This is a genomic window from Robertmurraya sp. DFI.2.37 (assembly GCF_029211245.1).
In the GTDB taxonomy this organism is placed as follows: domain Bacteria; phylum Bacillota; class Bacilli; order Bacillales; family Cytobacillaceae; genus Robertmurraya; species Robertmurraya methanolica_A.
In genome coordinates, this window is the sequence record NZ_JARGEJ010000001.1 from 15279 (window position 1) to 38813 (window position 23535).

General features: G+C 38.0%; 26 protein-coding genes and 1 pseudogene. All 27 read right to left on the minus strand.

The window, feature by feature from the left end:
* Positions 1-107: 107 nt before the first annotated feature.
* A pseudogene (locus tag PZE06_RS00085) lies at positions 108-1201 on the minus strand (protein-glutamate methylesterase/protein-glutamine glutaminase).
* A gap of 8 nt (positions 1202-1209) precedes the next feature.
* Positions 1210-2073, minus strand: coding sequence for a MinD/ParA family protein (locus PZE06_RS00090; protein ID WP_150913506.1), 864 nt, complete (start codon positions 2071-2073; stop codon positions 1210-1212).
* Complete coding sequence (gene flhF, locus PZE06_RS00095) at positions 2057-3235, minus strand: flagellar biosynthesis GTPase FlhF (protein ID WP_150913504.1); 1179 nt, start codon at positions 3233-3235, stop codon at positions 2057-2059. The genes PZE06_RS00090 and flhF overlap by 17 nt, the downstream gene beginning before the upstream one ends.
* Complete coding sequence (gene flhA, locus PZE06_RS00100) at positions 3232-5268, minus strand: flagellar biosynthesis protein FlhA (protein WP_150913502.1); 2037 nt, start codon at positions 5266-5268, stop codon at positions 3232-3234. The genes flhF and flhA overlap by 4 nt, the downstream gene beginning before the upstream one ends.
* A 160-nt stretch (positions 5269-5428) precedes the next feature.
* Entirely contained in the window at positions 5429-6511 is a 1083-nt protein-coding gene (flhB, locus tag PZE06_RS00105; protein WP_150913500.1) for a flagellar biosynthesis protein FlhB, read from the minus strand.
* Position 6512: 1 nt separating this feature from the next.
* The gene (gene fliR / locus PZE06_RS00110) at positions 6513-7289 is read right to left on the minus strand and encodes a flagellar biosynthetic protein FliR (RefSeq protein WP_150913498.1); all 777 of its coding nucleotides are present in this window, start codon (positions 7287-7289) and stop codon (positions 6513-6515) included.
* A 4-nt stretch (positions 7290-7293) separates the two neighbouring features.
* Positions 7294-7563: a flagellar biosynthesis protein FliQ gene (gene fliQ / locus PZE06_RS00115; protein WP_150913496.1), complete on the minus strand. Its 270-nt coding sequence runs from the start codon at positions 7561-7563 to the stop codon at positions 7294-7296.
* Between the two features lie 79 nt (positions 7564-7642).
* Positions 7643-8308, minus strand: coding sequence for a flagellar type III secretion system pore protein FliP (gene fliP / locus PZE06_RS00120; protein WP_150913494.1), 666 nt, complete (start codon positions 8306-8308; stop codon positions 7643-7645).
* Complete coding sequence (locus tag PZE06_RS00125) at positions 8305-8985, minus strand: flagellar biosynthetic protein FliO (RefSeq protein ID WP_150913492.1); 681 nt, start codon at positions 8983-8985, stop codon at positions 8305-8307. The genes fliP and PZE06_RS00125 overlap by 4 nt, the downstream gene beginning before the upstream one ends.
* Before the next feature lie 83 nt (positions 8986-9068).
* Positions 9069-9431 (minus strand): response regulator, encoded by a 363-nt coding sequence (locus PZE06_RS00130; RefSeq protein WP_095308081.1) that lies wholly within the window; start codon positions 9429-9431, stop codon positions 9069-9071.
* Between the two features lie 19 nt (positions 9432-9450).
* On the minus strand, positions 9451-10710 hold the full coding sequence (fliY, locus tag PZE06_RS00135) for a flagellar motor switch phosphatase FliY (protein ID WP_150913490.1): 1260 nt from the start codon (positions 10708-10710) through the stop codon (positions 9451-9453).
* The gene (gene fliM, locus PZE06_RS00140) at positions 10700-11698 is read right to left on the minus strand and encodes a flagellar motor switch protein FliM (protein ID WP_150913488.1); all 999 of its coding nucleotides are present in this window, start codon (positions 11696-11698) and stop codon (positions 10700-10702) included. The genes fliY and fliM overlap by 11 nt, the downstream gene beginning before the upstream one ends.
* Positions 11699-11742: 44 nt before the next feature.
* Positions 11743-12171, minus strand: a complete 429-nt coding sequence (fliL, locus tag PZE06_RS00145) for a flagellar basal body-associated protein FliL (RefSeq protein ID WP_137742837.1) — start codon at positions 12169-12171, stop codon at positions 11743-11745.
* Positions 12161-12382, minus strand: a complete 222-nt coding sequence (locus PZE06_RS00150; RefSeq protein WP_095308074.1) for a flagellar FlbD family protein — start codon at positions 12380-12382, stop codon at positions 12161-12163. The genes fliL and PZE06_RS00150 overlap by 11 nt, the downstream gene beginning before the upstream one ends.
* 54 nt (positions 12383-12436) lie before the next feature.
* Positions 12437-13660: a flagellar hook protein FlgE gene (locus tag PZE06_RS00155; protein WP_150913487.1), complete on the minus strand. Its 1224-nt coding sequence runs from the start codon at positions 13658-13660 to the stop codon at positions 12437-12439.
* 77 nt (positions 13661-13737) lie between these two features.
* Entirely contained in the window at positions 13738-14124 is a 387-nt protein-coding gene (locus PZE06_RS00160; RefSeq protein WP_150913485.1) for a TIGR02530 family flagellar biosynthesis protein, read from the minus strand.
* A 15-nt stretch (positions 14125-14139) separates the two neighbouring features.
* Entirely contained in the window at positions 14140-14778 is a 639-nt protein-coding gene (gene flgD / locus PZE06_RS00165; protein WP_150913483.1) for a flagellar hook assembly protein FlgD, read from the minus strand.
* A gap of 13 nt (positions 14779-14791) precedes the next feature.
* Complete coding sequence (locus PZE06_RS00170) at positions 14792-16036, minus strand: flagellar hook-length control protein FliK (RefSeq protein WP_150913481.1); 1245 nt, start codon at positions 16034-16036, stop codon at positions 14792-14794.
* A gap of 30 nt (positions 16037-16066) precedes the next feature.
* Entirely contained in the window at positions 16067-16654 is a 588-nt protein-coding gene (locus PZE06_RS00175) for a MotE family protein (RefSeq protein WP_150913479.1), read from the minus strand.
* Between the two features lie 8 nt (positions 16655-16662).
* Positions 16663-17106 (minus strand): flagellar export protein FliJ, encoded by a 444-nt coding sequence (gene fliJ / locus PZE06_RS00180; RefSeq protein ID WP_150913477.1) that lies wholly within the window; start codon positions 17104-17106, stop codon positions 16663-16665.
* Positions 17103-18428, minus strand: a complete 1326-nt coding sequence (gene fliI / locus PZE06_RS00185; protein ID WP_150913476.1) for a flagellar protein export ATPase FliI — start codon at positions 18426-18428, stop codon at positions 17103-17105. The genes fliJ and fliI overlap by 4 nt, the downstream gene beginning before the upstream one ends.
* 1 nt (position 18429) lies before the next feature.
* On the minus strand, positions 18430-19203 hold the full coding sequence (fliH, locus tag PZE06_RS00190; protein WP_225310566.1) for a flagellar assembly protein FliH: 774 nt from the start codon (positions 19201-19203) through the stop codon (positions 18430-18432).
* Positions 19187-20203: a flagellar motor switch protein FliG gene (gene fliG / locus PZE06_RS00195; RefSeq protein ID WP_150913474.1), complete on the minus strand. Its 1017-nt coding sequence runs from the start codon at positions 20201-20203 to the stop codon at positions 19187-19189. Before fliG ends, fliH begins: the two co-directional genes overlap by 17 nt.
* Positions 20204-20215: 12 nt before the next feature.
* Entirely contained in the window at positions 20216-21808 is a 1593-nt protein-coding gene (gene fliF, locus PZE06_RS00200) for a flagellar basal-body MS-ring/collar protein FliF (protein ID WP_150913473.1), read from the minus strand.
* 55 nt (positions 21809-21863) lie between these two features.
* Positions 21864-22172 (minus strand): flagellar hook-basal body complex protein FliE, encoded by a 309-nt coding sequence (gene fliE, locus PZE06_RS00205; RefSeq protein ID WP_150913472.1) that lies wholly within the window; start codon positions 22170-22172, stop codon positions 21864-21866.
* Positions 22173-22187: 15 nt separating this feature from the next.
* Positions 22188-22637 (minus strand): flagellar basal body rod protein FlgC, encoded by a 450-nt coding sequence (gene flgC / locus PZE06_RS00210; protein ID WP_191963106.1) that lies wholly within the window; start codon positions 22635-22637, stop codon positions 22188-22190.
* A gap of 2 nt (positions 22638-22639) precedes the next feature.
* Positions 22640-23035 carry a flagellar basal body rod protein FlgB gene (flgB, locus tag PZE06_RS00215; RefSeq protein WP_150913471.1) on the minus strand — a complete coding sequence of 132 codons (396 nt, stop codon included), beginning with the start codon at positions 23033-23035 and terminating at the stop codon, positions 22640-22642.
* Between the last annotated feature and the right edge of the window lie 500 nt (positions 23036-23535).

A 23535-nucleotide genomic window follows, 5' to 3' on the forward strand; every position in this document is an offset into this window, starting at 1 on the left:
CTCCGACTTTACTTAGACAAATAGTTTCTCCATTGCCCAGCATAGCAGACATCTCAACCTTCTAGTCTCATAATTTGAACAATCACTAGAGTGGCTTTCCATTTTCCCTAAACATATTGCAAAATCGTTTCAGCAATTTTATCCACATCTTCAACTTCATCGACCAAATTAGTGGCGATAGCCGCCTTAGGCATTCCATATACTATCGAAGTCGCCTCTGACTCTGCAATCGCTGTTACATCTCCACTATTCTTTAACTCTATTAATCCCTGTGAACCATCAGCGCCCATTCCTGTCATAATGACAGCAATTTTCGTGTAACCTGAAAGCGTGCTGATCGATTGAAACATGATATCTACAGAAGGGCGATGACCGCTTTTAGGCGGTATGCTTGTACTCAGTTCAATCTTTAACCTTGCTCCTGCTTCCTTTACAAGTAAATGGTAACCGCCGGGAGCAATTAAATCGTACCTTTCTCAGCAAATTCCCCATCCTCTGCTTCCTTCACATGGCACTCAGATAAAGAATCGAGTCTAGAAGCAAGACTTTTTGTGAATCCAGCTGGCATATGCTGTACAACAAAAACAGTAGCATCCAAATCTTTAGGTAACTTTGTGACAACCTCTTGTAACGCTCTAGGACCTCCTGTTGATGTCCCTATACAAATAATCTTTTTAGCAGTAGCGTGACTTTTTTGAACGGGACGAAGTGACTGTCCCTTTCGTTCTATTTTACTACATTCTTTTGTTGATGGAATAGTACTTTTGGCATAAGTAGCCTTTTTCATAATTCCAGACAGATTAGCTTTACTGGCAGAGATGACCTTCTCAATCAATTCTTCCTTTACCTTAATAAGGTCAAGAGATATTGGGCCAGAAGGCTTTGTAATAAAATCGATCGCCCCATAAGAAATCGCTAGCATAGTGTTTTCAGCGCCAAGCTGTGTTGTACTTGACAACATTAATACAGGGACCGGATGTTCTTTCATTATTATTTGGAGTGCTTCTAAACCATCCATTACAGGCATTTCGATATCCATTGTTACAACATCCGGTTTTAAAGCACTGATTTTTTTTAATGCATCCTCCCCATTTCTTGCTGTGCCTATTACGTCTATAGAAGGATGTTCTGACAAAAAATCATTTATCAGTTTTCTCATGAATGCTGAATCATCAACAATAAGCACTTTAATTTTTGGCATTACGCGCCCTACCTTTCAAAGAGAAATCGCTTTAACTTTGAAACAAACTGCAAAGCATTAGAAGATTGAATCTCATTAAAGTTATCTTGTTCATATCGCTCTGTAAGTTCTACTAACGCTTTAGCAGTTAGAGATTTTGTTGTTAAAACAAACGGTGTTTGATTCGCTACGGCAATTCTGACCGATTTATCATCTGGAATCATTCCCAGCAGCTTTAATTCACGTCCTAAAAATTTCTTCGTTACTGAATTAAGCCGATTGAATGTCGTCAATCCATCATTTTTTTCAATTGTTCGATTTACAACAACTAAAAAAGGGACTTTTTCATTTTGCATATGTATATGTTTCAACATGGCGTAGCCGTCTGTAATTGAAGTGGGTTCTGGTGTAGTAACAAGGATAATTTCATCGACTGACAGTATCAGTTGGAGAGTTTCCTCCGTTACCCCCGCCCCCATATCAAAAATGACATAATCATATGCATTTAAAACAGCCGAAAATTCTTCCGTGAATTCCTCAATCATATCCTTGTCCAACTTAAAAAGTCTATTCAACCCTGTACCACCAGCAATATAATGGAGATTCTCAGGACCTTCCATCACGACATTGTTTAGGGATTCTTTTTTATCAAAGAAATCAACAATGGTGTATCTTGATGATTTGCCTAATAAAATATCAATATTGCCCATTCCTACATCCATATCAAATAGTAGTACTTTATTACCTTTTCGACACAAGGAGATCGCAAAGTTTAATGAAAAATTTGATTTTCCGACTCCTCCCTTACCACTTACTACGGCAAGAGCTTTCATTTTTCTTAACTTCGACATATTACTTAGACGTCTTCTCAGCGCTTCAGCTTGATCTTTCATCAGATTCATCCTCGAGAACCAATTTACTAATTACTTCTGCAGAAGCAGATATTTTATCATCAGGTACATCTTGACCATTCGTTAAATAAGCTACACCAATTTGATATTTATCAATCATATTATACATAGCTCCATACGTCGCTGTTTCGTCTAATTTTGTAAAAATAAACTGCTTAATGTCAATACTGCTTGAGAACTGCTTAAATATTTCTTCCATATCACTTTGCTTTGAAGTTAACGATAAAACGAGCAATGTTTCCATTTCGTTTTCATAATCGATAATATTTTTAAGCTCTTCCACATAACGGGAATCACGAAAATTTCGGCCTGCTGTATCAATTAAAACGACATCATAGTCCTTGAAAGTATCGCAGGCCTTTTTAAAGTCATTCAAGTTGTAACATACCTCTAATGGGACAGATAGTATTTTTGCATACGTTTTTAATTGTTCAATTGCTGCAATCCGGTAAGTATCGGTTGTTATTAGCGCCACTTTTTTACGGAACTTTAACATTGAATCAGCAGCAATTTTTGCTAATGTGGTTGTTTTTCCAACACCCGTTGGACCAACGACATTTACGTATTTTTTTGAAAATGAGATATCACCAAATTTATACATAGAAATTCGCTCAGCCATCTCCTGCTGGCACCACCGTTTGACATCGGCAATCTTGGAATCAGTTCGATTCGTATACCATTTTTCAAGTAATGAAACCATTAACTCGTTGCGAATAGAGGTATCAATTTCCTGTGATATGAGCTTTTGATTGATGTGTTGCACTAATTCTGGATAGACGGTATCTTCTCTTGTAGAAGAAATATTTTGCAACAATTGTTTTACCTCTGTTAATTCCTTCATGACTTCAGAGGATGTATTTTCTTCTACCTTGTTAAAATTGAGCACAGGACTTTCTTTTTGTTTGGCAACCGGTTCATAATAAAGCATTGTATTAACCGGTTTTTCTTTTATCTTTGGTACCCGATTATTAGAGACTTGATCCATTGCCGCAATTACCTCAATGCACCTCTTTCGAAATAACCCAAGGAACCCGCCAGTATAAACGATCTTTGAATTTAAGATGACCGCATCATTGCCTAATTCAGCTCTAATTCGCTTCATCGCTTCAGGCATTGAATTAGCCACAAATTTCTTTACCTTCACTCAATATTCACCACCCCTACACTTTGTACCTCAACATTCGCCTCGAGTTCGTTATAAGACAATATTGGAATTTGTGGAAAATAGCGCTCTGTTAATTGTCTAATATACATGCGAACAGCTGGTGAACAAAGAACGATCGGAGTTTGCTCCATTAATGAAAGCTGTTCCACTTGTGCAGCGATGGACTCCAAAATCGACTGAGATACATTCGGATCAATCGATAAATAATTGCCATGCTCTGTTTGTTGAATGCCATCTGCGATTATTTTTTCGATTTTTCCAGAAACGGTTATAACTTTTAATTGCTCACCGCCTGAACTGTACTGATTCGTAATTTGTCTTGCCAAAGCTTGTCGAACGTATTCAGCTAATAAATCAGTATCAGATGTCACCTTCCCAAAATCGGCCAATGTTTCAAAAATAATCGGCAAATTGCGGATTGAAACATTTTCCCGTAACAGCTTTCCGAGAACCTTTTGTATTTCTCCAACAGATAGTGGATTTGGTGTCACTTCTTCTACTAAAATTGGATAGCTCTCTTTAATATGATCAATTAGTTGTTTTGTTTCTTGTCTTCCAAGTAGTTCATGGGCATTCGCTTTTATAATCTCTGTGATATGAGTTGATACGACAGATGGTGGATCGACTACTGTATAACCAAAGATCTCTGCCTGTTCCTTCATATCTTCTGTAATCCACTTAGCAGGGAGACCAAAGGAAGGTTCCACTGTATCAATGCCTTCGATTGAATCATCTTCGACTCCCGGGCTCATTGCTAAATAATGATCAAGAAGGAGTTCTCCTCGCGCCATTTCATTTCCTTTAATTTTAAGTCGATACTCATTTGGCTGGAGCTGGATATTATCACGAATTCGCACAACTGGAATAACGAGACCTAACTCAATTGCTAATTGCCTTCTAATCATAACGATCCGATCTAATAAATCTCCCCCTTGGTTTGAATCTGCTAACGGAATTAAGCCATAGCCAAACTCAAACTCAATTGGATCGACATTTAATAGGCTGACGACACTTTCCGGACTCTTCATTTCATCTGCTTGAACATCCTCATCTATATCCTCTAGTTGTTCTTTTGCAGTTTCTGGCACTTTAGACATTCGGTATCCACCAAGAAGCATTAAACCACCTACTGGTAGTGTTAATAATGCTCCGATTGGAGTCAATAGCCCCAACAATATAATCGTACCACCTGTAACATACAGCATTTTTGGATAAGATAGAAGCTGTCTCGTTATATCTTGCCCAAGATTGCCGTCAGAAGTCGCTCTCGTCACGACAATTCCCGTTGCTGTGGAGATCAATAATGCTGGTATTTGACTGACAATTCCATCTCCGACAGTAAGGAGAGAAAAACGTGTAGCTGCTTCCCCAATAGGAAGTCCTAATTGCATTGAACCGATGACAATTCCAAAAAGTAAATTGATTAAAGTGATAATAATCCCAGCAATGGCATCCCCTTTAACAAACTTACTGGCACCGTCCATAGCACCATAGAAGTCTGCTTCTCTACCAATCTTTTCACGGCGTTCCCTTGCTTCATGCTCAGAAATCATCCCCGCGTTTAAATCAGCATCGATACTCATCTGCTTTCCTGGCATCGCATCCAATGTAAAACGTGCTGCAACTTCAGATACACGCTCTGATCCTTTTGTGATGACGATAAAATTGATAATAACCAATATAATGAAGACCACTAACCCTACAACAATATTGCCGCCGACCACAAAGGAACCAAATGTTTCAACGACATTACCTGCGTCTCCTTTAGAAAGAATAGAACGAGTTGTCGATACATTTAGTCCTAATCGAAATAACGTAACTAGTAAGAGCAATGAAGGAAAGACCGAAAATTGAAGTGGTTCACTCATATTCATTGAAATCAATAAGATTAGAAGAGCTAATGATATGTTCACAATTAATAGGATACTCAATAGCCACGTTGGAAATGGAATAATGAGCATGGCCACAATTAAAATGACACTGAGTAATACAATTAAATCTTTAGCTCGCATGGTGTTTCCCCCTAATTGAAACAAATAGGCACTAAATATTCTGCTGGTCCTTTTACAAACTTTTAATCAATAGTGCCCATTGCTAGACCTTAAGAAAATGAACAGGGATTAAAAAGGAATCAAATACCATTATGATCTTTATTAAAAACCTGTTGTAAAATTAAATCTTGTTCTTGGTTCGATAAACATAGGCTAATATTTCTGCCACCGCTTTAAAAAATTCTTCAGGAATGGCATCGCCAATCTCAGTTTGGCTATATAAAGCTCTTGCAAGTGGACGATTTTCCACTAAAACGACATCATTTTCATTCGCAATATACTTAATCTTCTGCGCTACATAATCAACACCCTTTGCAACAACAAATGGTGCATCTAGCTTACTTTCATCGTACTTTAAACAGACTGCATAATGGGTTGGATTTGTGATAACGACATCAGCATTAGGAACCTCTTGCATCATTCGTCTCATTGCCATCTCACGTTGACGCTGTTTAATCTTTGACTTGATCAATGGATCCCCTTCAATATTTTTGTGCTCATCCTTGATATCCTGCTTCGACATCCTTATATTTTTCTCAAAATCGTATTTTTGATAAAGATAATCCAGGACCGATAAGACAATTAATAACACCGAGGCAATTAATCCCATTTGAACGGTTAAATTGGCAATCGTTGTAAGTCCCGCTCCAACCGACTTTTGTGCTAATATTAAAATCTCTTCCTTGCGGAACCAGAGGACCGAAAAAGTTGCCAAGCCAACAAACGAAATCTTTAAAATTGACTTTAACATTTCTACGATCGCTCGAAGTGAAAAAATTCTTTTAAACCCCTTAATCGGGTCCAATTTTTCCAATTTGGGCTGAATCGTTTCTGTTGAAAACAGAAAGCCGAACTGCATATAATTTGCTGCAACTCCCGCTATCATTGCGACAGCCATGATCGGTGCAAGGACAAAGATAAGTTCTTGAAGAATATCTAGAAGAATCATCTGCAAATTATTTTCCGTGACGTCCAAGCCAATATATTGTTGATATGAGTGCTTAAAGATGTTGAGCAGCGATTCAAAGAAAAACTTTCCTGCAAATAATAAAATCAAAAAAACCGCTAACAGTACTATTGCAGTATTAACATCTTGACTTTTAGCAACCTGTCCTTTTTTTCGGCTATCCTGCCGTTTTTTCGGCGTCGCTTTCTCTGTTTTTTCACCCGCAAATAACTGTAAGTCTAACTTTATCCATTCCATATTACGAACTCCCAATTAGATCCATAAGCCCCCTCATGGTACCGAGCATCAGTTCAAACAGCTGTGAAACAACCCCCATCATAATCGCCATAACCGCAAATATGACAATGAAGCTAACTCCGATTTTCAGCGGTAGACCAACAACAAATACGTTTAACTGAGGAACAGTTCTCGCAACAATACCTAAAGCCACGTCGACTAAAAACAGACTCCCTACAACAGGTAAAGCCATTTGCAAAGCAATCATAAACATGGAACTAAAGGATTTAACCACATACTCCACCATGTTTTCATCCCCAAAAGGAATCCATGCTTGGTCGAGAGGAATAAATTGATAACTATAGTACACACCGTCAATTAAAAGATGGTGACCATTTACACTCAGCAAAAAAAGCAGTGTAATAATGTAAAAATACTGTCCCGTTAAAGGGCTTTGTGCACCTGTTTGTGGGTCAATGACGTTGGCAATGGCAAATCCCATTTGAAAATCGATAAATCCCCCAGCGATTTGGATAGCAGAAAGGATTAAATAAGCAATAAAGCCAACCAGTATGCCTACGAGCGCTTCTTTCATAATTAGTAAAAAGTAGGCACCATTTATTTCAAATAGCGGTGCTTCTACTGTATAAAACATAATCCAAGCAAGAAAAAAGCCGAGGCCAATTTTATGTCTTGCAGGTATTGTTCGGTAAGAAAAAAGAGGCATCATCAAAAAAAATGATGTAACCCTAACAAAAATAAGTAAAAAAGCAGGAAATTCAGGAAGTAAATCTACCATAACATCAGCCTACAAACCTCGTTAAATTAGAAAAAATATCGTTCGCATAAGAAAGCATGCGACTTAACATCCACGGACCGAAGAAAACAATTCCTAGTAAGACAGCAACTATTTTAGGGACAAAAGCTAATGTTTGTTCCTGGATTTGCGTCGTAGCTTGAAATACACTGACGATTAAACCTACTATAAGAGCAAGCAATAGAAGTGGTCCACTAATCAAAAGAACAATCCAAACCCCTTGTTCTGCGATTGAAATTACACTTTCTGGAGTCATCCAATTTCACCTTCTTTTCGCTCTTGTACACATGAATATGATTAAATGCTTACTTTCAGTGGTTTCCTAACCCCAATATTTAGAAGCTGTCCAATAGAGATTTCACAACTAAATACCAACCGTCTACCAAAACAAATAATAAAATTTTAAAAGGTAGTGAAATCATTACCGGTGGAAGCATCATCATTCCCATTGACATCAAAACACTTGCCACGACCATGTCTATTACTAAAAAAGGAATAAAGATCATGAAGCCAATTTGAAAAGCTGTCTTAATTTCACTTATTGCGAACGCTGGTATAAGTGTGGTTAAAGGGATGTCTTCAATTGACTCCGGCCTTTCAGCCTGTGAATACTCTAGAAACAAGGCAAGATCCTTCTGCCTCGTATGTGCACTCATAAATTCCTTTAATGGCAGCGCCGCTCTTTCATAAGCTTCATCAAGGGTAATTTCTTCATTAAATAACGGTGTTAAAGCCTGTTGATTCACCTCACTAAAAGTAGGTGCCATAATAAAAAACGTTAAAAATAATGATAAACCAATGATTACTTGGTTTGGTGGCATTTGCTGAGTGGCAAGCGCCGTTCTGACAAAGGAAAGAACAATCACAATTCTAGTGAATGAAGTCATCAGCACTAGAATACTTGGAGCCAAGGACATCACGGTTAGAAGTAGGATCAGTTTAACTGATGTTGAAACATTAGCAGGATCGCTATTGTTAAAGAATTCCATAAACTCATTCATTTCTCTTCTGACCCTTTCTTCTCCATTTCATCGTACAGCTTCTTTCTTTGCTTTGTGATCTGATCTAACTGTGTTTTCAAGTGTGAAGAAAAAGATAGACTTTCTTTTTCTTGATCCTGTTTTTGAAAGGCCTTCGTTCTTTCAATTACCTTTGTCACAATATCGCTTGGACGAGTTAATTGTTCGATTTTGTGATTATGATCCTCGATAATTCCTCGAGCTTCCTCTTCATCATCAATTTCTTTTAATAGTTGAATATTTTCCCCCACACCAACTATAAGCAGTCTATTTCCTACTTTAATGATCTGGACGGAACGATTTGAACCAACAGATGTCCCACCAATATTTTGAATCAACTGTGTATCACGATAACCATGGCTTTTTTTGTTTATAAACTTTAGTAAAAAATACAGAAGTGCGATCACAAATATGGTGGCAACAATCATTTTCATGAAGTCCCAAATCGTAATTCCTGCTGGGCCACTTTCATCAACAGCCTCATTGCTTGGAATCTCCTGTTGTTCAGATTCTTCAGATTCTTCCTCCACAATTTGTTGTTCTTGTTCAAACATATTTTTCACACTATCGTCGGGCTCTGCCTTAGCTTCTGTATGAAATCCGATTACTAAAATAACGGAAAGAAGAAGGATTTTGACGGATTGCTGAATTACTTGCAACTGGATGCACCTCTATATTTTGAATTCTATTAGAGAAAAGAAAGTAAAGTATGGCGGCACGAAAGCCGCCCTTTAAATTAACATTATGCTAATGTTTTCGAGATCGCTTCAATAACTCGGTCCGCTTGGAACGGTTTTACGATGAAGTCTTTTGCCCCAGCTTGGATAGCATCGATAACCATCGCCTGCTGTCCCATTGCTGAACACATAATTACTTTCGCACTTGGATTTAACTTCTTAATTTCCTTTAATGCTGTAATTCCATCCATTTCTGGCATTGTGATATCCATTGTCACCAAGTCTGGATTCGTTTCTTGATATTTTTCAAGTGCTTGTGCACCATCAGCAGCTTCACCTACTACTTCAAAACCGTTTTTTGTTAAAATATCTTTAATCATCATCCGCATAAATGCTGCATCATCTACAATTAAAATTTTGTGCGCCATTAATCTTTTCCCCCATTGTTTATCTTAGTTTATTTAGTCGGTCTGTTTGACTAATGATATCTGTTACACGGACCCCAAAGTTTTCATCAATAACAACCACTTCACCCTTTGCGATCAAGCGATTATTTACTAATATGTCAACTGGTTCACCTGCCAACTTGTCCAATTCTATAATGGACCCTGGCGATAGTTCAAGGATTTCTTTCACAGATCTTTTCGTTCTTCCTAGCTCAACTGTTACTTGAAGCGGAATATCAAATAACATATTTAAGTTTTTCGCTTCAGATTCTTGAAGCTGATACTGGTCAAAGCTAGAAAACATAGCTGGTTGTACTGTCGGCTGTGGACCGTTTTGATACTGCGCTCCGTAATGCTGTGGACCCGGTTGGTGATGGGCCATAGGCTGCTGCATTGGCGGGATTTGATATCCAGCAGGCTGTGAACTTTGTTGTGGAGCTTCACTATACACTGGAGCCGACGCTTGTGCTCCAACATTTACAGCGGCGCTTACTGGTTGAGGCTGTTCAGTATGGACAGCCGCTTCAGCGTTCGCACCAGCGCTTGAAGCTGACTCTTCAACCTTGCCACCAGATGGATTTAACAGTTCTGCAACTAGTTCCTTGGCGAAACAAAGCGGTAACAACTGCATTATACTGGAGTCGATAAGCTCTCCCACTCTCAGCCTAAATGAAACCTTGACAAGCATATCATCTTTCGGTATTTTTTCAGTTCCTTCACCATGCTGTACATCCAACATATCAATTGATGGTGGTGAAATGTCCACCTTTTTACTAAAGATCGTAGACATTGAAGTTGCTGAAGAACCCAACATTTGATTCATTGCCTCTTGAACGGCACTAAGCTGGATTTCTCCCAGTAACTCAGCAGGATTTAATCCATCTCCTCCAAGCATTAAATCAGCAATAATGGCTGCATCCTCTTGTTTAATGACAAGTAGATTCGTTCCTGAGAAACCTTCTGTGTATTTAACTTGAATGGCTACATAAGGGTGTGGAAACTCATCCTCTAAATCACTCTTTAAAATGACTGAAACGGTTGGTGTTGTAATATCAACTTTTTGATTTAATAACGTGGATAATGCTGTTGCCGAGCTCCCAAAGGAAATATTTCCAATTTCCCCTAAAGCATCTTGCTCCATCATTGTTAAATGTTCTTCCACATTCACGTCGTCGTTTTTGGCGCTGTCTAGCTCTACATCATCTGTACCTTTTAACAAAGCATCTATTTCATCTTGAGAGAGCATATCATCACTCACCATTATCGTCTCCCCCCTTCAATGTCTCTAATATTTGCACGGCAATTTTTTTATTGAGTTTTCCAGCTTGTCCCTTGAATTTTGGAACTTCAGCTATTTTAATTGTTAACGGATTTTCTATCGTTTGTTTTAATTCTATAACATCGCCAACATCCATCATCAAGAAATCCTGAATCGTGATTTCGGCATTTCCCAATTCAACCGCAATAGGCAGACTTGCTCTTTTTAATCGTTTTTCTAAAAGCTCGACTTCCTGAGGCTCCCTGTCTTTTTTATCTGTTTGCATCCAATAATGGACAGAAAGCTTTGGTATTATCGGCTCTAGAACAACGTGAGGAATACAAATATTAATCATTCCCGTTGTTTCACCAATCGTAGTGTTAAGTGATATTACAACGACCGTCTCATTCGGTGAAACCATTTGTAAAAACTGAGGATTCACTTCAAAATCAGCCATTATTGGTTCAATATCAGCGATTGTTTCCCAAGCTTCACGTAAGTATTCGAGAGAACGTTCAAACGTCGTCGTCATAATTTTTGTTTCAATTTCAGTTAAATTCTCAACTTTATTGATGCTGCTGCCTTTCCCACCCATCATTCGATCCATCATTGCATAAGCAATGTTAGGGTTCACTTCCATTAAGACCCTACCGTCTAATGGCGGCACCTCAAATACATTTAAGATCGTCATTTTTGGTATGGAGCGGATAAATTCCTCATATGGGATTTGATCAGCAGATGCGACTGAAATTTGAACATAGGTTCTTAGTTGAGCGGAGAAAAAAGTTGTTAACAACCTGGCAAAATTTTCATGAATTCTTGTTAAGCTTCGAATCTGGTCTTTAGAAAATCTTAATGCTCTTTTAAAATCGTAAACTTTTACCTTTTTCTCGCTCGTCTCTTTCTTAAGTTCATCAGCATCCATTTCTCCTGTCGAAATGGCAGATAATAATGCATCAATTTCACTTTGTGATAAAACCTCTCCGGACACGAATCCTCACCTCCATTCACTTACATCTCAATTTTGTCGAAAAATTACGGGAGGAGTGATCCGGTGATGTATACTTTCTCCACTTTTCCAGACATCATCAATTCATTTATTTTTTCCTTCAACTCTTCTTCGAGAACTGTTTGCCCTTGTGATCCTTGAATCTCTTCTGAGCTTTTTTCAGATAATGTATGAATGATAATGTTTTTAACTTGAAAATCTCGTTTTTCCAATTCTTCCTTTGCTTTCTTACTGTCAGTTTGAATTTTGAATGAGATACGGATAAAATCATTTCCAGCTAAATTAGTCGTAATTTCTGGAATGTCCACCGAATACTCTAATAACTCATCAATTGTTGGTCCCGCGGTGTTTTCAGCCCCTGTTACCTTTAGAACGACTACAACAGCAACAGCTCCAACAAGAGTAATCGTGATTAGAATAATTAACATTATCATGACAAGCTTATTATTTTTCATGCTCTGGGCCCTCCAACTGTTGAACTCCTAATAGGTTGACAGTTTGATAGAACTTATTCACTAACTGTACGATTTCTTCCTCGGTTTCCTTCACAACATATTTATGACCATTTGACAGGGTAATCGTCGTATCAGGAAAGGATTCAATTGTTTCAATATAAATTGCATTAATAATATAAGGCTTTCCATTTAATCTTGTAACATTTATCACGGTAATATTCAGGACTGAAGACTTCTTACCACTTCAGTCCTGTCCCTCCCTACCCTATCGTTTTAAATTTACAAGCTCTTGCAGTATCTCATCAGAAGTTGTGATAATCCGCGTATTTGCTTGGAAGCTACGCTGAGCAACAATCATTTCTGTAAATTCCTCTGAAAGGTCTACGTTTGACATCTCTAAGGCGCCTGATACCAATGAGCCTCTTCCATCACCTGCTGCGCCAATATTAGCGGCACCTGAGTTAATGGATTCTTGAAAAAGATTGTTCCCTGCTTTCGTAAGACCTGATGTATTGCTAAATTTAGCTAACGCCAAGCGACCTAGCGTCACAATTTCACCGTTTGAATACACGCCGCTAATGTCTCCTGAAGCCCCGATATTAAAGCTATCCAACTTTCCTTCTGTGTTTCCGTTCGGATTCACAAGTGCTGTTGTTGGTCCAGAATTCATCGTTAAGTCGGCAAAATTAAGGGTTAGAGCTAAATTGTCTACAGTGGTGGCAGCTTGTCCATCAATATCTAAGTTAAAGGTTACTGGCGCTGTTGGATTTGTTAAATTCCCATCGGCACCAAAGGTTAAAGCACCATCGCTAGTTGGGGCAGGATTTGCTTCCGGATCCTTATTAATGAAATATTCCCATCCTGTTGCTGTTCTTTTAAAATGAACATCAATGCTATGTGGATTTCCACCATTATCAATCACTCTAATCTGCTGAGTATAAATAGAATCTGTAATCGCATCTGCGGATAGATTCTCTGAAAATACGACATTGCTTGTAACCGTTGCTGGCATAACCGCATTAATATTTACCGCCACATCTCCATAAACATTTGTTAAATTGCCGTTAGCATCGTAGCGATAAGCTTGTACAGCTAAACCATCCCCGTTTACAAGTGTGCCGTTATCATCCAAGTAGAAGTTACCTGCTCTTGTATAGTATTGGGCGTTTCCTTGTCTTACAACGAAATAGCCGTCGCCATCAATCCCTGCATCTAAAGAACGAGTCGTAGTTTGCAAGCTAGAGCCATCATGAATCGTATCAATCGTTGCTAAAGTGGAACCAAGTCCTATTTGTTTAGGGTTAGTCCCTCCGCGTAAATCAGTGGCTGCAGAAGCTCCAGCAACCGTTTGGCTCAGCATGTCTTTAAATGTTACGCGACTCTTTTTAAAACCATAAGTATTGACATTAGCAATATTATTACCAATGACATCAAGCTTTGTTTGCGAGTTTTTCAAACCACTAATTCCAGAGTACATTGAACGTAGCATAAGTAACATTTCTCCTTTCAATTAAGCTGCTTCAGTCATTCCACAGCTTTGGCTTCCTATCCAGGTCCAGCCTTAGATTATTCGAGAACAATCGTCCCATTTATATTGGTAAAAATCTGGGATGTTGCTTCATGACGGTCCATTGCTGTAATGACCGTATTGTTTTTTGCACTGACAATTAATGCCGCTTCATCTAATAAAATTAATGATTCTTTTACTCCCATTTTCTTCGCTTCACTAACCTTTGCTTCAATTAGCTTCCAACGTTTATCATCAATGTGTATATCCCGCTGCTCGAGTCTTTCCTTTGCATGTTTGCTTAATGTAAGCTTGCTGCTATCAATGATTGCCTGTTGTAAATGCTGGGAAAATACATTCCCACTCATTGACTTCATCTTTTTCGTCTGAACAGTTTGGGGAGTAATCGGTTGAGATTTTATGGGCCTAAAATCAAATTTATCCATCCAATCAACCTTCTCCTATTGAATTTTTATCATTTGCGAGGAAGTGATTGTCGTATTACTACTATCATCTAATTGATATTGAACTTTACCGTCCTTGATTGATACTGATTTAATCACGCCTGTTACTTCTTCTTTGCTGCTACTTAAATATGTCACTGTTTTACCAATCAGCATACTCGCTTGGATAAGATCATTATCCTTTGATATTTGTTCATTAAATTGTGAAATATTACCCGGTTCTAGCTTCGTTCCATCTTCTAAAATAAAGTACACATTACCTTCTTTAAATTGAAGAGAAACCACTTTTCCCGTTCCTTCTAATATCTTGATTTCACCGTTTTTATTCTCTTCAAGTTTATGCCAAGTAATTTCTTTTCCTATAAATTGCCCATAGGAGATAAGATTGCTCTCTTCTTGCCCACTTGCCATTTTTTGTAGCGTTGTATTCATATTTGTCATTTGCTCCAATGAAGAAAATTGAGCCATCTGTGCGATGAATTCACGATCCTGCATGGGATTTGTAGGATCCTGATTTTGCAGCTGGGTAATTAGCAATTTTAAGAAATCGTCTTTTCCTAATGTGTTAGAACCTGTTTTTTTCTGTTCATTTTGATAATTGGAATAGAGTAAAGAAGGTGCAATAGTATTTGACATATTTTTAACCTGCCTATACTTCAGTATTTAAGAGCGCCTCTTCAAAGGAATTCATAAAAGAAGTCTCTTCTGTTTCATTTTTGCCTTGCTCCTGCTGTCTGTTCTCCTGTCCATTTTGCTGGGACTGTTGCTCACGTCCAAAAAATCTTTCCTGTTGTTGATTCATCGATTGGGAAATTTCAACGCGATCGACTTGAATATTTTGCGTGCCAAAAGCCTGTTTTAAGCCATTCAAATGCGTCTCTAATGTTTCCTTTGCCAATTTTGTGGTTGTCATGATTTTCGCCACTAATCCGGCGTCACGTTGAATCAATTCTATTCGTAAAGCTCCTAAATGTTCTGGATTGAGCTTAATTAAAAGTTTTTGAGTACCAGCGTTATTGGAAAAATTACTTCTTGCAAGAATATTTTCAAACTGCTTAATTAGCTCATTTGCCCCTGTTGGCCGTTCTCCTTGTTGCAAAGACAACGTTAATTGCTCAGCCTTTGACACTTGATGATATTGAATCATGCCATGAAGCGTGTCTGCTTTAGTAGTTAAATTCTTAGGTTCAAGCGTCGCTTCGCCTGTTTGCTTTGCCAGTGGCTGCTTGCTACTAAGCTCCTGAGCTACTGCCGAAAATGTTTTTAGGATATACTCCTGTCTATTCAATTGCGGCTTATTTTCACTTTCTGTTGAAAGGAGAAGTTCAAGTCCTTTTGTAAATTGCTGCAATAGGTTTTTCAGTTTTCCCTGGTCTGCAGACAATTTCTGTTCACTAGCCAGAAGTTCAAACATTTTTACTGCCTTAAGTATTTGGGCCATATCACCGTTTAACGAATTTCGCAATTCCTCTGGTGTCATGGCATTCAATTGCTCTAAAACCGCTACTAAATCCTCGATTCTAATCGCACCGGGCTCAAAAGAAGCAACATCAATTGTCGCAGGCAACTGCGAAAGTGACATATTTGGCAGCAATATTTCTTCAATTAACTGAAATAAGTCATCTTCGTGATGAACGGATAGTGATTGATTGAACATGAGCAGCCCCTCATCCAAATTTAATACATCCTCAGTCTGCAAAAATGCAATTAAATCCAGCAATGCTTCCTTCGAAAAAGATTGTAATGGCTTGTGCTCAGCTGCTGATTCATCTGCTAATTTGGGCTCTTGTAAAAAAGCTCCAACAAGTCCTTTAAAACCAGTTTCATTTTTAAAATTGCCAGCTTTTTGCGAGGATGAGGATGAACTTATCATATTAACAGCTCCGATCTCCATCGTTTCACCTCCTTTCGCTCCATAAAGTGGCTATTCATTTGTTAATAATTCCGTATACTTAGCAGCTTCCTCTGGTGATAAATTTTCCAATATTGCCGCTAAATTGTCTGCTTTAATATTCGATAAAATTTGCAATGCTTCTTGTTCTTGCATTTGTGAAATAATGGGGGCAGCTCTTTTCGCTGACATCGTTTCGTAAGTTTTCACAATATCCTGAAAAGCACGTTTATTTTCTTCTTGAATCGCCAGAAGATCGTCAATTTGCAGCTGAAGTTGTTCAATTTCTAGTTTATTTCGCTCGATTTCAGTATCTTTTCCTTCTAGTTCTAACTGCAATTGTTCAATTTGTGCTTCTTTATCTTTAATTATCCCTTCAAGCTCAATGGTATCTGCTTCTAAGTCTTCAATCGTTTTGCTTGGCTCTTCTTCCATCATTTGCGACAGAAAAGGGATCTTTTGACTGTATTCCTGAGCTTTTTCAAAAACATTAATGCCAGCAACTGAGAAAACAATTAACAGAACGACAATTAGAAATAGTACTGGGATAACTCCAGTGTAAAGAAACCATTGGAATTTATTCGCTTTTTTTCCTTCTACTTCTTCTGCTATTTTTGCCATCAAATCACCTAACTTCCTCGGTTCATATAAAGCTGAATCGAGATATCATCCATTTGTTTATTCTCAGTTGTTTTTAAGGAATGGAGAAAATGCTCCAAGTCCTTCTCGCGAATTTTTTCAAATTTCTTTACTTCTATATTTTTTTCCATCAGTTTTTCCTGAAATAAATGCATCCGATTACGGGCATTAATAACCATTTTTTGATAATGGTTAATTGTCTTTTCTAAATTCCCAATAAATTGCTGGTGGTGACGGATTTCGACAATCGATAAACCATTCTTAAGCTCTGCAGATTGAAAAGCTTCCAAATCTTCTTTTTTCCGCAATAATTCGTATAACTTTTCAGCGACCTCTTCAAATTTTTTAACTGCATCTTGATAAGTAAAGAGAGCTTCATCTTTCTCCCTTTCCTTCAAAGCTAATACTCTAGCAAACTTATAATGATAAGTCATCGGATACTCTCACCTTTTTCCATTAACTCATATAGAGCATTTAAGCTATCATGAAACGATGCCTTCTCGTCTGTTTCTTGCTTTAAAAAGCGAATAATGTCTGGATACAAACGAATAGCCTCATCGATTTGTCTGGAGGACCCTTTTTTATAAGCACCGATATTGATAAGATCTTCTGAATTAATATACGTGCTTAAAAGTTCTCTAAGCTTCTCAGCAGATTTGCGATGTTCTTCTGGAACAATATTATTCATAATTCTACTTACACTTTTCAACACGTTAATCGCAGGATACTGACCCTTATTAGCCAGCTCTCGGTCTAAGACAAAATGTCCGTCAAGAATTCCGCGAACCGTATCTGCGATAGGCTCATTCATATCATCACCATCTACTAAAACAGTGTAAAAAGCTGTAATCGAGCCTAGCATATTAGTACCTGTTCTTTCCAAAAGCTTTGGAAGTATCGCAAAAACGGATGGTGTATATCCTTTCGTTGTCGGTGGCTCACCAATTGCCAAACCTACTTCTCTCTGCGCCATCGCAACCCTCGTAACTGAATCCATCATCAGCATCACATTCAAACCGCGATCTCGAAAATACTCTGCAATAGCCGTGGCTGTGAATGCCCCTTTAATTCTCATTAATGCTGGTTGATCAGAGGTGGCGACAATAACGATCGAACGCGCCAAGCCTTCTGGCCCCAGATCACGTTCAATAAATTCTCGCACCTCTCGACCACGCTCACCAATAAGTGCAATAACATTTAAATCCGCTTTTGTATTTCTGGCAATCATCCCTAGTAACGTACTCTTTCCGACACCACTTCCGGCAAAAATTCCGACTCTTTGTCCCGTACCTACTGTTAGTAACGAATCTATCATTCGAACACCGACTTCAATAGATTCAGAGATAGGCGGTCGTTTTAACGGATTGGGCGGCTGTTGCTCAGTCAATACAGGTGTCAGCCCTTTTGGTAGTTCTTCTTCATCTAACGGCTTGCCAAGTGAATCAAGTACAGTGCCAATTAAACCGGGACCAATCTTAATTTCAAGAGGTTTGTGACTTGCCTCAACTAAACTTCCTGGAGAGATGTCATTAACCGTTGTATAGGGCATTAAAATAATATTTTCATCTTTAAAACCCACTACTTCAGCTTTGATTTTTCTTTTGTGCTTATGGCCGACATGGATATAGCAAACATCACCAATCGAACTTTCTGGGCCCTGTGACTCAATCATCAGACCTACTACTCGCTTAACTCTACCGTAATGTTTATATGTGTCTATTTGGTCAATTTGCTCTAATAGGTCAGCTAATTTCACATTATTCACTCTCCAGCAATTCGAATAACTTTGCTTTAATTTCCAAAAGCTGTTGATCTACACTTGCATCGATTCTTCCATTCGCTGATTCGATAATGCAGCTAAGCTCTGTTAAATCTCCGTCTGGATAAATATATAACTCCGTTTCCTTCGGGAAAATTTTAATTAAATCTTCCTTTTGAGACAAGAGAAGCTCATAGTGGGCTGGGTGTACGTGCAATTGAACTTCACGATATTCCCTTGCTTCTTTCAGCGCCCTTTTCACAATGCTTAGAAAATGGTCTGATTTTCCTTCAAGATGCTGACCAAGAATGCGTTCAGCCACTTTTAACGCAATGTCTAAAATAATGGGCTCTGATTCTTCAATCGTTCGATGATAATCTGTCTTGGAAAGGTTAACGATTTCCTTGGCGTGCTCAATCAGTTCATGCATTTGTTGGTAGCCTTCTTCTTTTCCTTGTAAAAAACCAGCTTCATAACCACTTTCCTGTGCCTGATTAGTTAACCTTACGACCTCTTCATCCCAATTATTTCTTTCTTCCTGCAGTTGAGCCTGCACCTGTTCTTGGAACGCTCTTGCCTCTGCAACAATCCTGTTTGCCTCTTCCTTCGCTTCATTCAAAATCTCTTTTTGCTGCAAGGAAATGTCGATAGCAGCCGCCTCAACGTCAGCCTCTTCGCTTTCCACTTTAAAGCTTCGAATAGAGATTATTTTATTGTTCTGCTCTTCAACATTAGACCAGCTAGATTTGATAAGCCTAGACAATGATATCATCTCCTCCGCCACGAGCGACGACGATCTCACCAGCTTCTTCTAGACGGCGAATAATCGCAACAATTCTTGATTGAGCTTCCTCAACATCACGAAGACGAACAGGTCCCATATATTCCATTTCATCTTTGAACGTTTCAACCATACGCGTTGACATGTTTTTATAAACAATGTTTTTCACTTCATCACTTGAAATTTTTAATGAAAGCATTAAATCTTCATTTTCACAATCACGAATAACCTTCTGAATAGCCCGATTATCAAGAGTAACAATATCTTCAAATACAAACATCCGTTTCTTGATTTCCTCAGCCAACTCTGGATCCTGGATTTCCAATGCATCTAAAATCGTTCTTTCCGTTGCTCTATCTACGCCGTTTAGCACTTCGACCACGGCTTCGACTCCGCCTGTTTGCGTATAATCTTGGGTGACGGTTGAAGAAAGCTTCCGTTCCAAGATTTGCTCAACTTCATTAATGATTTCAGGTGACGTACTATCCATAACCGCAATCCTTCGCGCCACATCAGCCTGCATTTCCTGTGGTAGTTCTGATAGTATTTGCCCAGCTTGAGTAGAATCTAAATACGATAAAATTAAGGCAATCGTTTGCGGGTGTTCATTTTGAATAAAATTGAGAATTTGCGCTGGATCAGCTTTTCTAGCAAAATCAAACGGACGCACCTGCAATGAAGAGGTTAGTCTATTTATAATGACAGACGCCTGTTCAGAACCTAATGCTTTTTCAAGAACGGTTTTTGCATAGCCAATTCCGCCTTGAGAAATATAATCTTGAGCTAGCGCAATATTGTGAAATTCCTCCATGATTTCCTCTTTTGCTTGAGAGTCCACCTTTTTAACCGAGGAAATTTCCAATGTTAGTTTTTCAATTTCTTCTTCACTTAAATGCTTATATACAGACGCAGATACATCAGGGCCAAGTGATATGAGAAGAATGGCTGCTTTTTGTTTTCCTGTTAATTCTTTTTGCTCTCTAATTGCCAACTTTCAAACCTCCTAGTCTTCTGAGATCCACGTCCTTAATAGTTTCGCAAAGTCTTCCGGATTTTCTTTTGCCATTTTTTCGAGCTGCTTTCTTCTTAAGCTTCCTTCAGTTTCTTGTTCCTCATTTACATCAGGAATTTGAACTTGTGATTCTTCTTCAAATTCTTCCATCTCTTCTTCCTCACGCTTTTTACGTGCTCTTACAAATAGGAAGATTAGAACAATTATAATTAAAAGTAACACTCCACCTAGCACATAAACCCACCAAGGAATTGCACTTTGCGGTTCTGTATTAAACTGTTGCTTGCCATTAAATGGTTGTACGGAAACAACTACCTTGTCTTGGATGTCTTCATCCGTTAATTCTCCATCAACTGTATCTTTATTAATTGTCGTTCTAACAATCGTACTTAACATCCTCGTGATATCGTCGACTCTCTCCTGCGGAAGTGAAGATTCATCATCTGCAATCGGAGGTTCAACCATTACTTGGATTCCTAAGTCTCTAATTTTATATGGACTTTCAATAATTTCTCTTCGGATCTTATTTACTTCATTATTAATCGTCTCTTCAATTCTTTCATAATCGCCATTTCCATATGCCCCTTCTTGGTATGTACCGCCCAGGGTGTCGGCAGGATCTTCAGCAGCGGGAACACCACCAACTCCTGCACCATTACCGGTAAAAGTCTCCGTAATTTTTTGAGCACTTACAGCGATTCCTTCCATGTTTTCTTCATCAACAGGTGTGACAAGATTTTCTTCACGATTTTCCTTTGTAAAATCGATATCAGCTGTTACCGAAACAACCACTTTATCTTGCCCCATTAACGTTCCAAGCATGCTTTGTACTTGACGTTGCACATCTCGTTCAATTTCTTTTTTAATATCATTTTGTGCCGTAAATGTGTCACCTGAAGAATTTTCATTATTTTTTAGATCAAAATACTCAAAATTTTGGTTTGAAATGACGATATTATCTGTAGGAAGATTTGGTACACTTTTTGAAACAAGATGGTACAAAGCATTGATTTGCTTTTCTTCAAATTGATAACCTGGAACAGTATTCAAAATAATTGCGGCTGTTGCCTCTTCATTTGCATCATTTACAAAGATCCCTTGTGTTGGAAGAGTAATCATCACTCTCGCATCTCTTACCCCTTCAACACCTTTAATTAAATTGGCTAATTCGGTTTGCATAGCGTCAAGCTTCATGACATTAAACTCATTATCCGTCATGCCAATTCCAGCATTTTGACTAAAGAAAGAATAGTCAATTCCACCTGTTTTTGGTAAGCCTTCTGCTGCTAACTCCACTTTGAGAGAATCCGCCTGTTCCTGCGGAACACTAATCGTTGTTCCACCATCAGAGATTTCATACTTAATACCTTTACCGTCTAGGTTTTCCTTAATAGTTCCAATTTCTGTTAAAGACAAATCTTTATATAAAGGAACCATATTTGATCTTGTCGTAAAAAAAATGACCAAAGAAAGAATAATGACACCTAACAGAATAGATCCGATAATGATCATTTTGTATTGTTTAGAACGGCCATTCCAGTATTCTTTTAAATTGTTAATATATTTCTGAAACGAAACTGTCATTCTTATCCCCCGGCTATTCTGTCTAATTATTGAGAGGGCATAGCCCCCTCAACTACTAAACTTGCATTCTCATAACTTCTTGATACGCTTCAATTACTTTATTGCGAATTTCCATTGTTGCTTGTAGTGTTACACTTGCTTTTTGGCTTGCAATCATCACTTGGTGTAAATCAACGTTTTCTCCCCTTGCAAGCTTTTCAGTCATAACATCCGATTGTACTTGGGCTTCATTGACTTTTTCAATCGATTGCTTAAGTACGGACGCAAAACTCTTCTGTGCCTCGTATGGTGTAACTGGAGAAGTCTTCACCTCAGAGTTCACTGGAAATACGCTCGATACATTCGGAAACGATATATTATTCATTTAAAATGGCTCCTTTTATTTCCCTATTTCTAATGCTTTCATCAGCATTCCCTTTGAGGCATTCAATACTGTTACATTAGCTTCATAAGACCGGGTTGCACTAATCAAGTCAACCATCTCCCTTAACGGATCAACATTCGGCATCTGCACATAGCCAAATTCATCGGCATCAGGATGTTCAGGATCATATACTTCTTTAAAAGGAGAATCATCCTCGACAATTCTTGAAACCTTCACTCCGTTTCCAGCTTCACTTTTATTCATTGCCACATTTAAAAATGAAGAAAAACCTCCTTCTTTCGGTTGAAGGACAACTGATTTACGACGATATGGAACCCACTCACCATTTACCTGAGTTGCTCTTGTTGAATCGACATTGGCCATATTCGATGAAATAACGTCCATTCGCAGTCGTTGAGAGGTCAGCGCAGAAGCAGAAGTGTTTATACTATGAAAGATGGACATGATTACTTACCTCCTTTTATTACCGATTGCAAAGTCTGGAATTTTCCGCTAATTCTTTCTGTTAGTGCATTGTAATAAATTTGATTTGTAGCTAAATCTGCCATTTCCTTATCCATATCCACGTTATTTCCATTATTGTTATACGAAGTTCGATTATTAGTTCTAATCATTACGTTTGATGAATCTTCTCCTCGGAAATTAAAATGTCTAATATCCGTCCGTTTTGCTGTCATTGAAGCATTTTGTGCATCATTTAACGCGGATTTAAAGCTAGCTTCTTTAGCTTTATAATTAGGAGTGTCAGCATTTGAGATATTTTGAGCAATTACCTTTTGCTTTGTTGACGAATAGTTTAAAGCACTCTCTAGTGTTGAAATCGTATTTGAAAACAGCTTCAATTTTTCTCACCCCCATTATTATACTTAATCCGTGTTAAGGGATTTTGTTGAAGATTGTAATATTTAGATGAAAAATGTAATACATACTTAATTGTAATGAATAAGGAATAATATGTCTATGCAATAATCGTTAAAAAAAATGGGATATATGACCTGTTTTCATTCATTTTGCATTAGGACTATATTATTTAAAACGTTAAAAGCTGATACTTTAGAATCATTATCATTATCCTTGATTATGACACATTTGCAACAGAAAGTGTGAGTTTTTTTACAAAAATCGACTTTTTTCGCATAAAATGTGCAACAAATCGTTTTGTCAATATATTTATTGATTATGTATAAAAATGTAAACGTATTCATGGACGAAAAATTACAAATTATTGCAACAAAGTTTATCAAAAAACACCCTTATTCAACCGCTCTGTAATTTTAAATTTTCTCGACCTATCTTTACATATACTTTACAAACTGATAGCTTATTTTTAGTTTTTCAGATA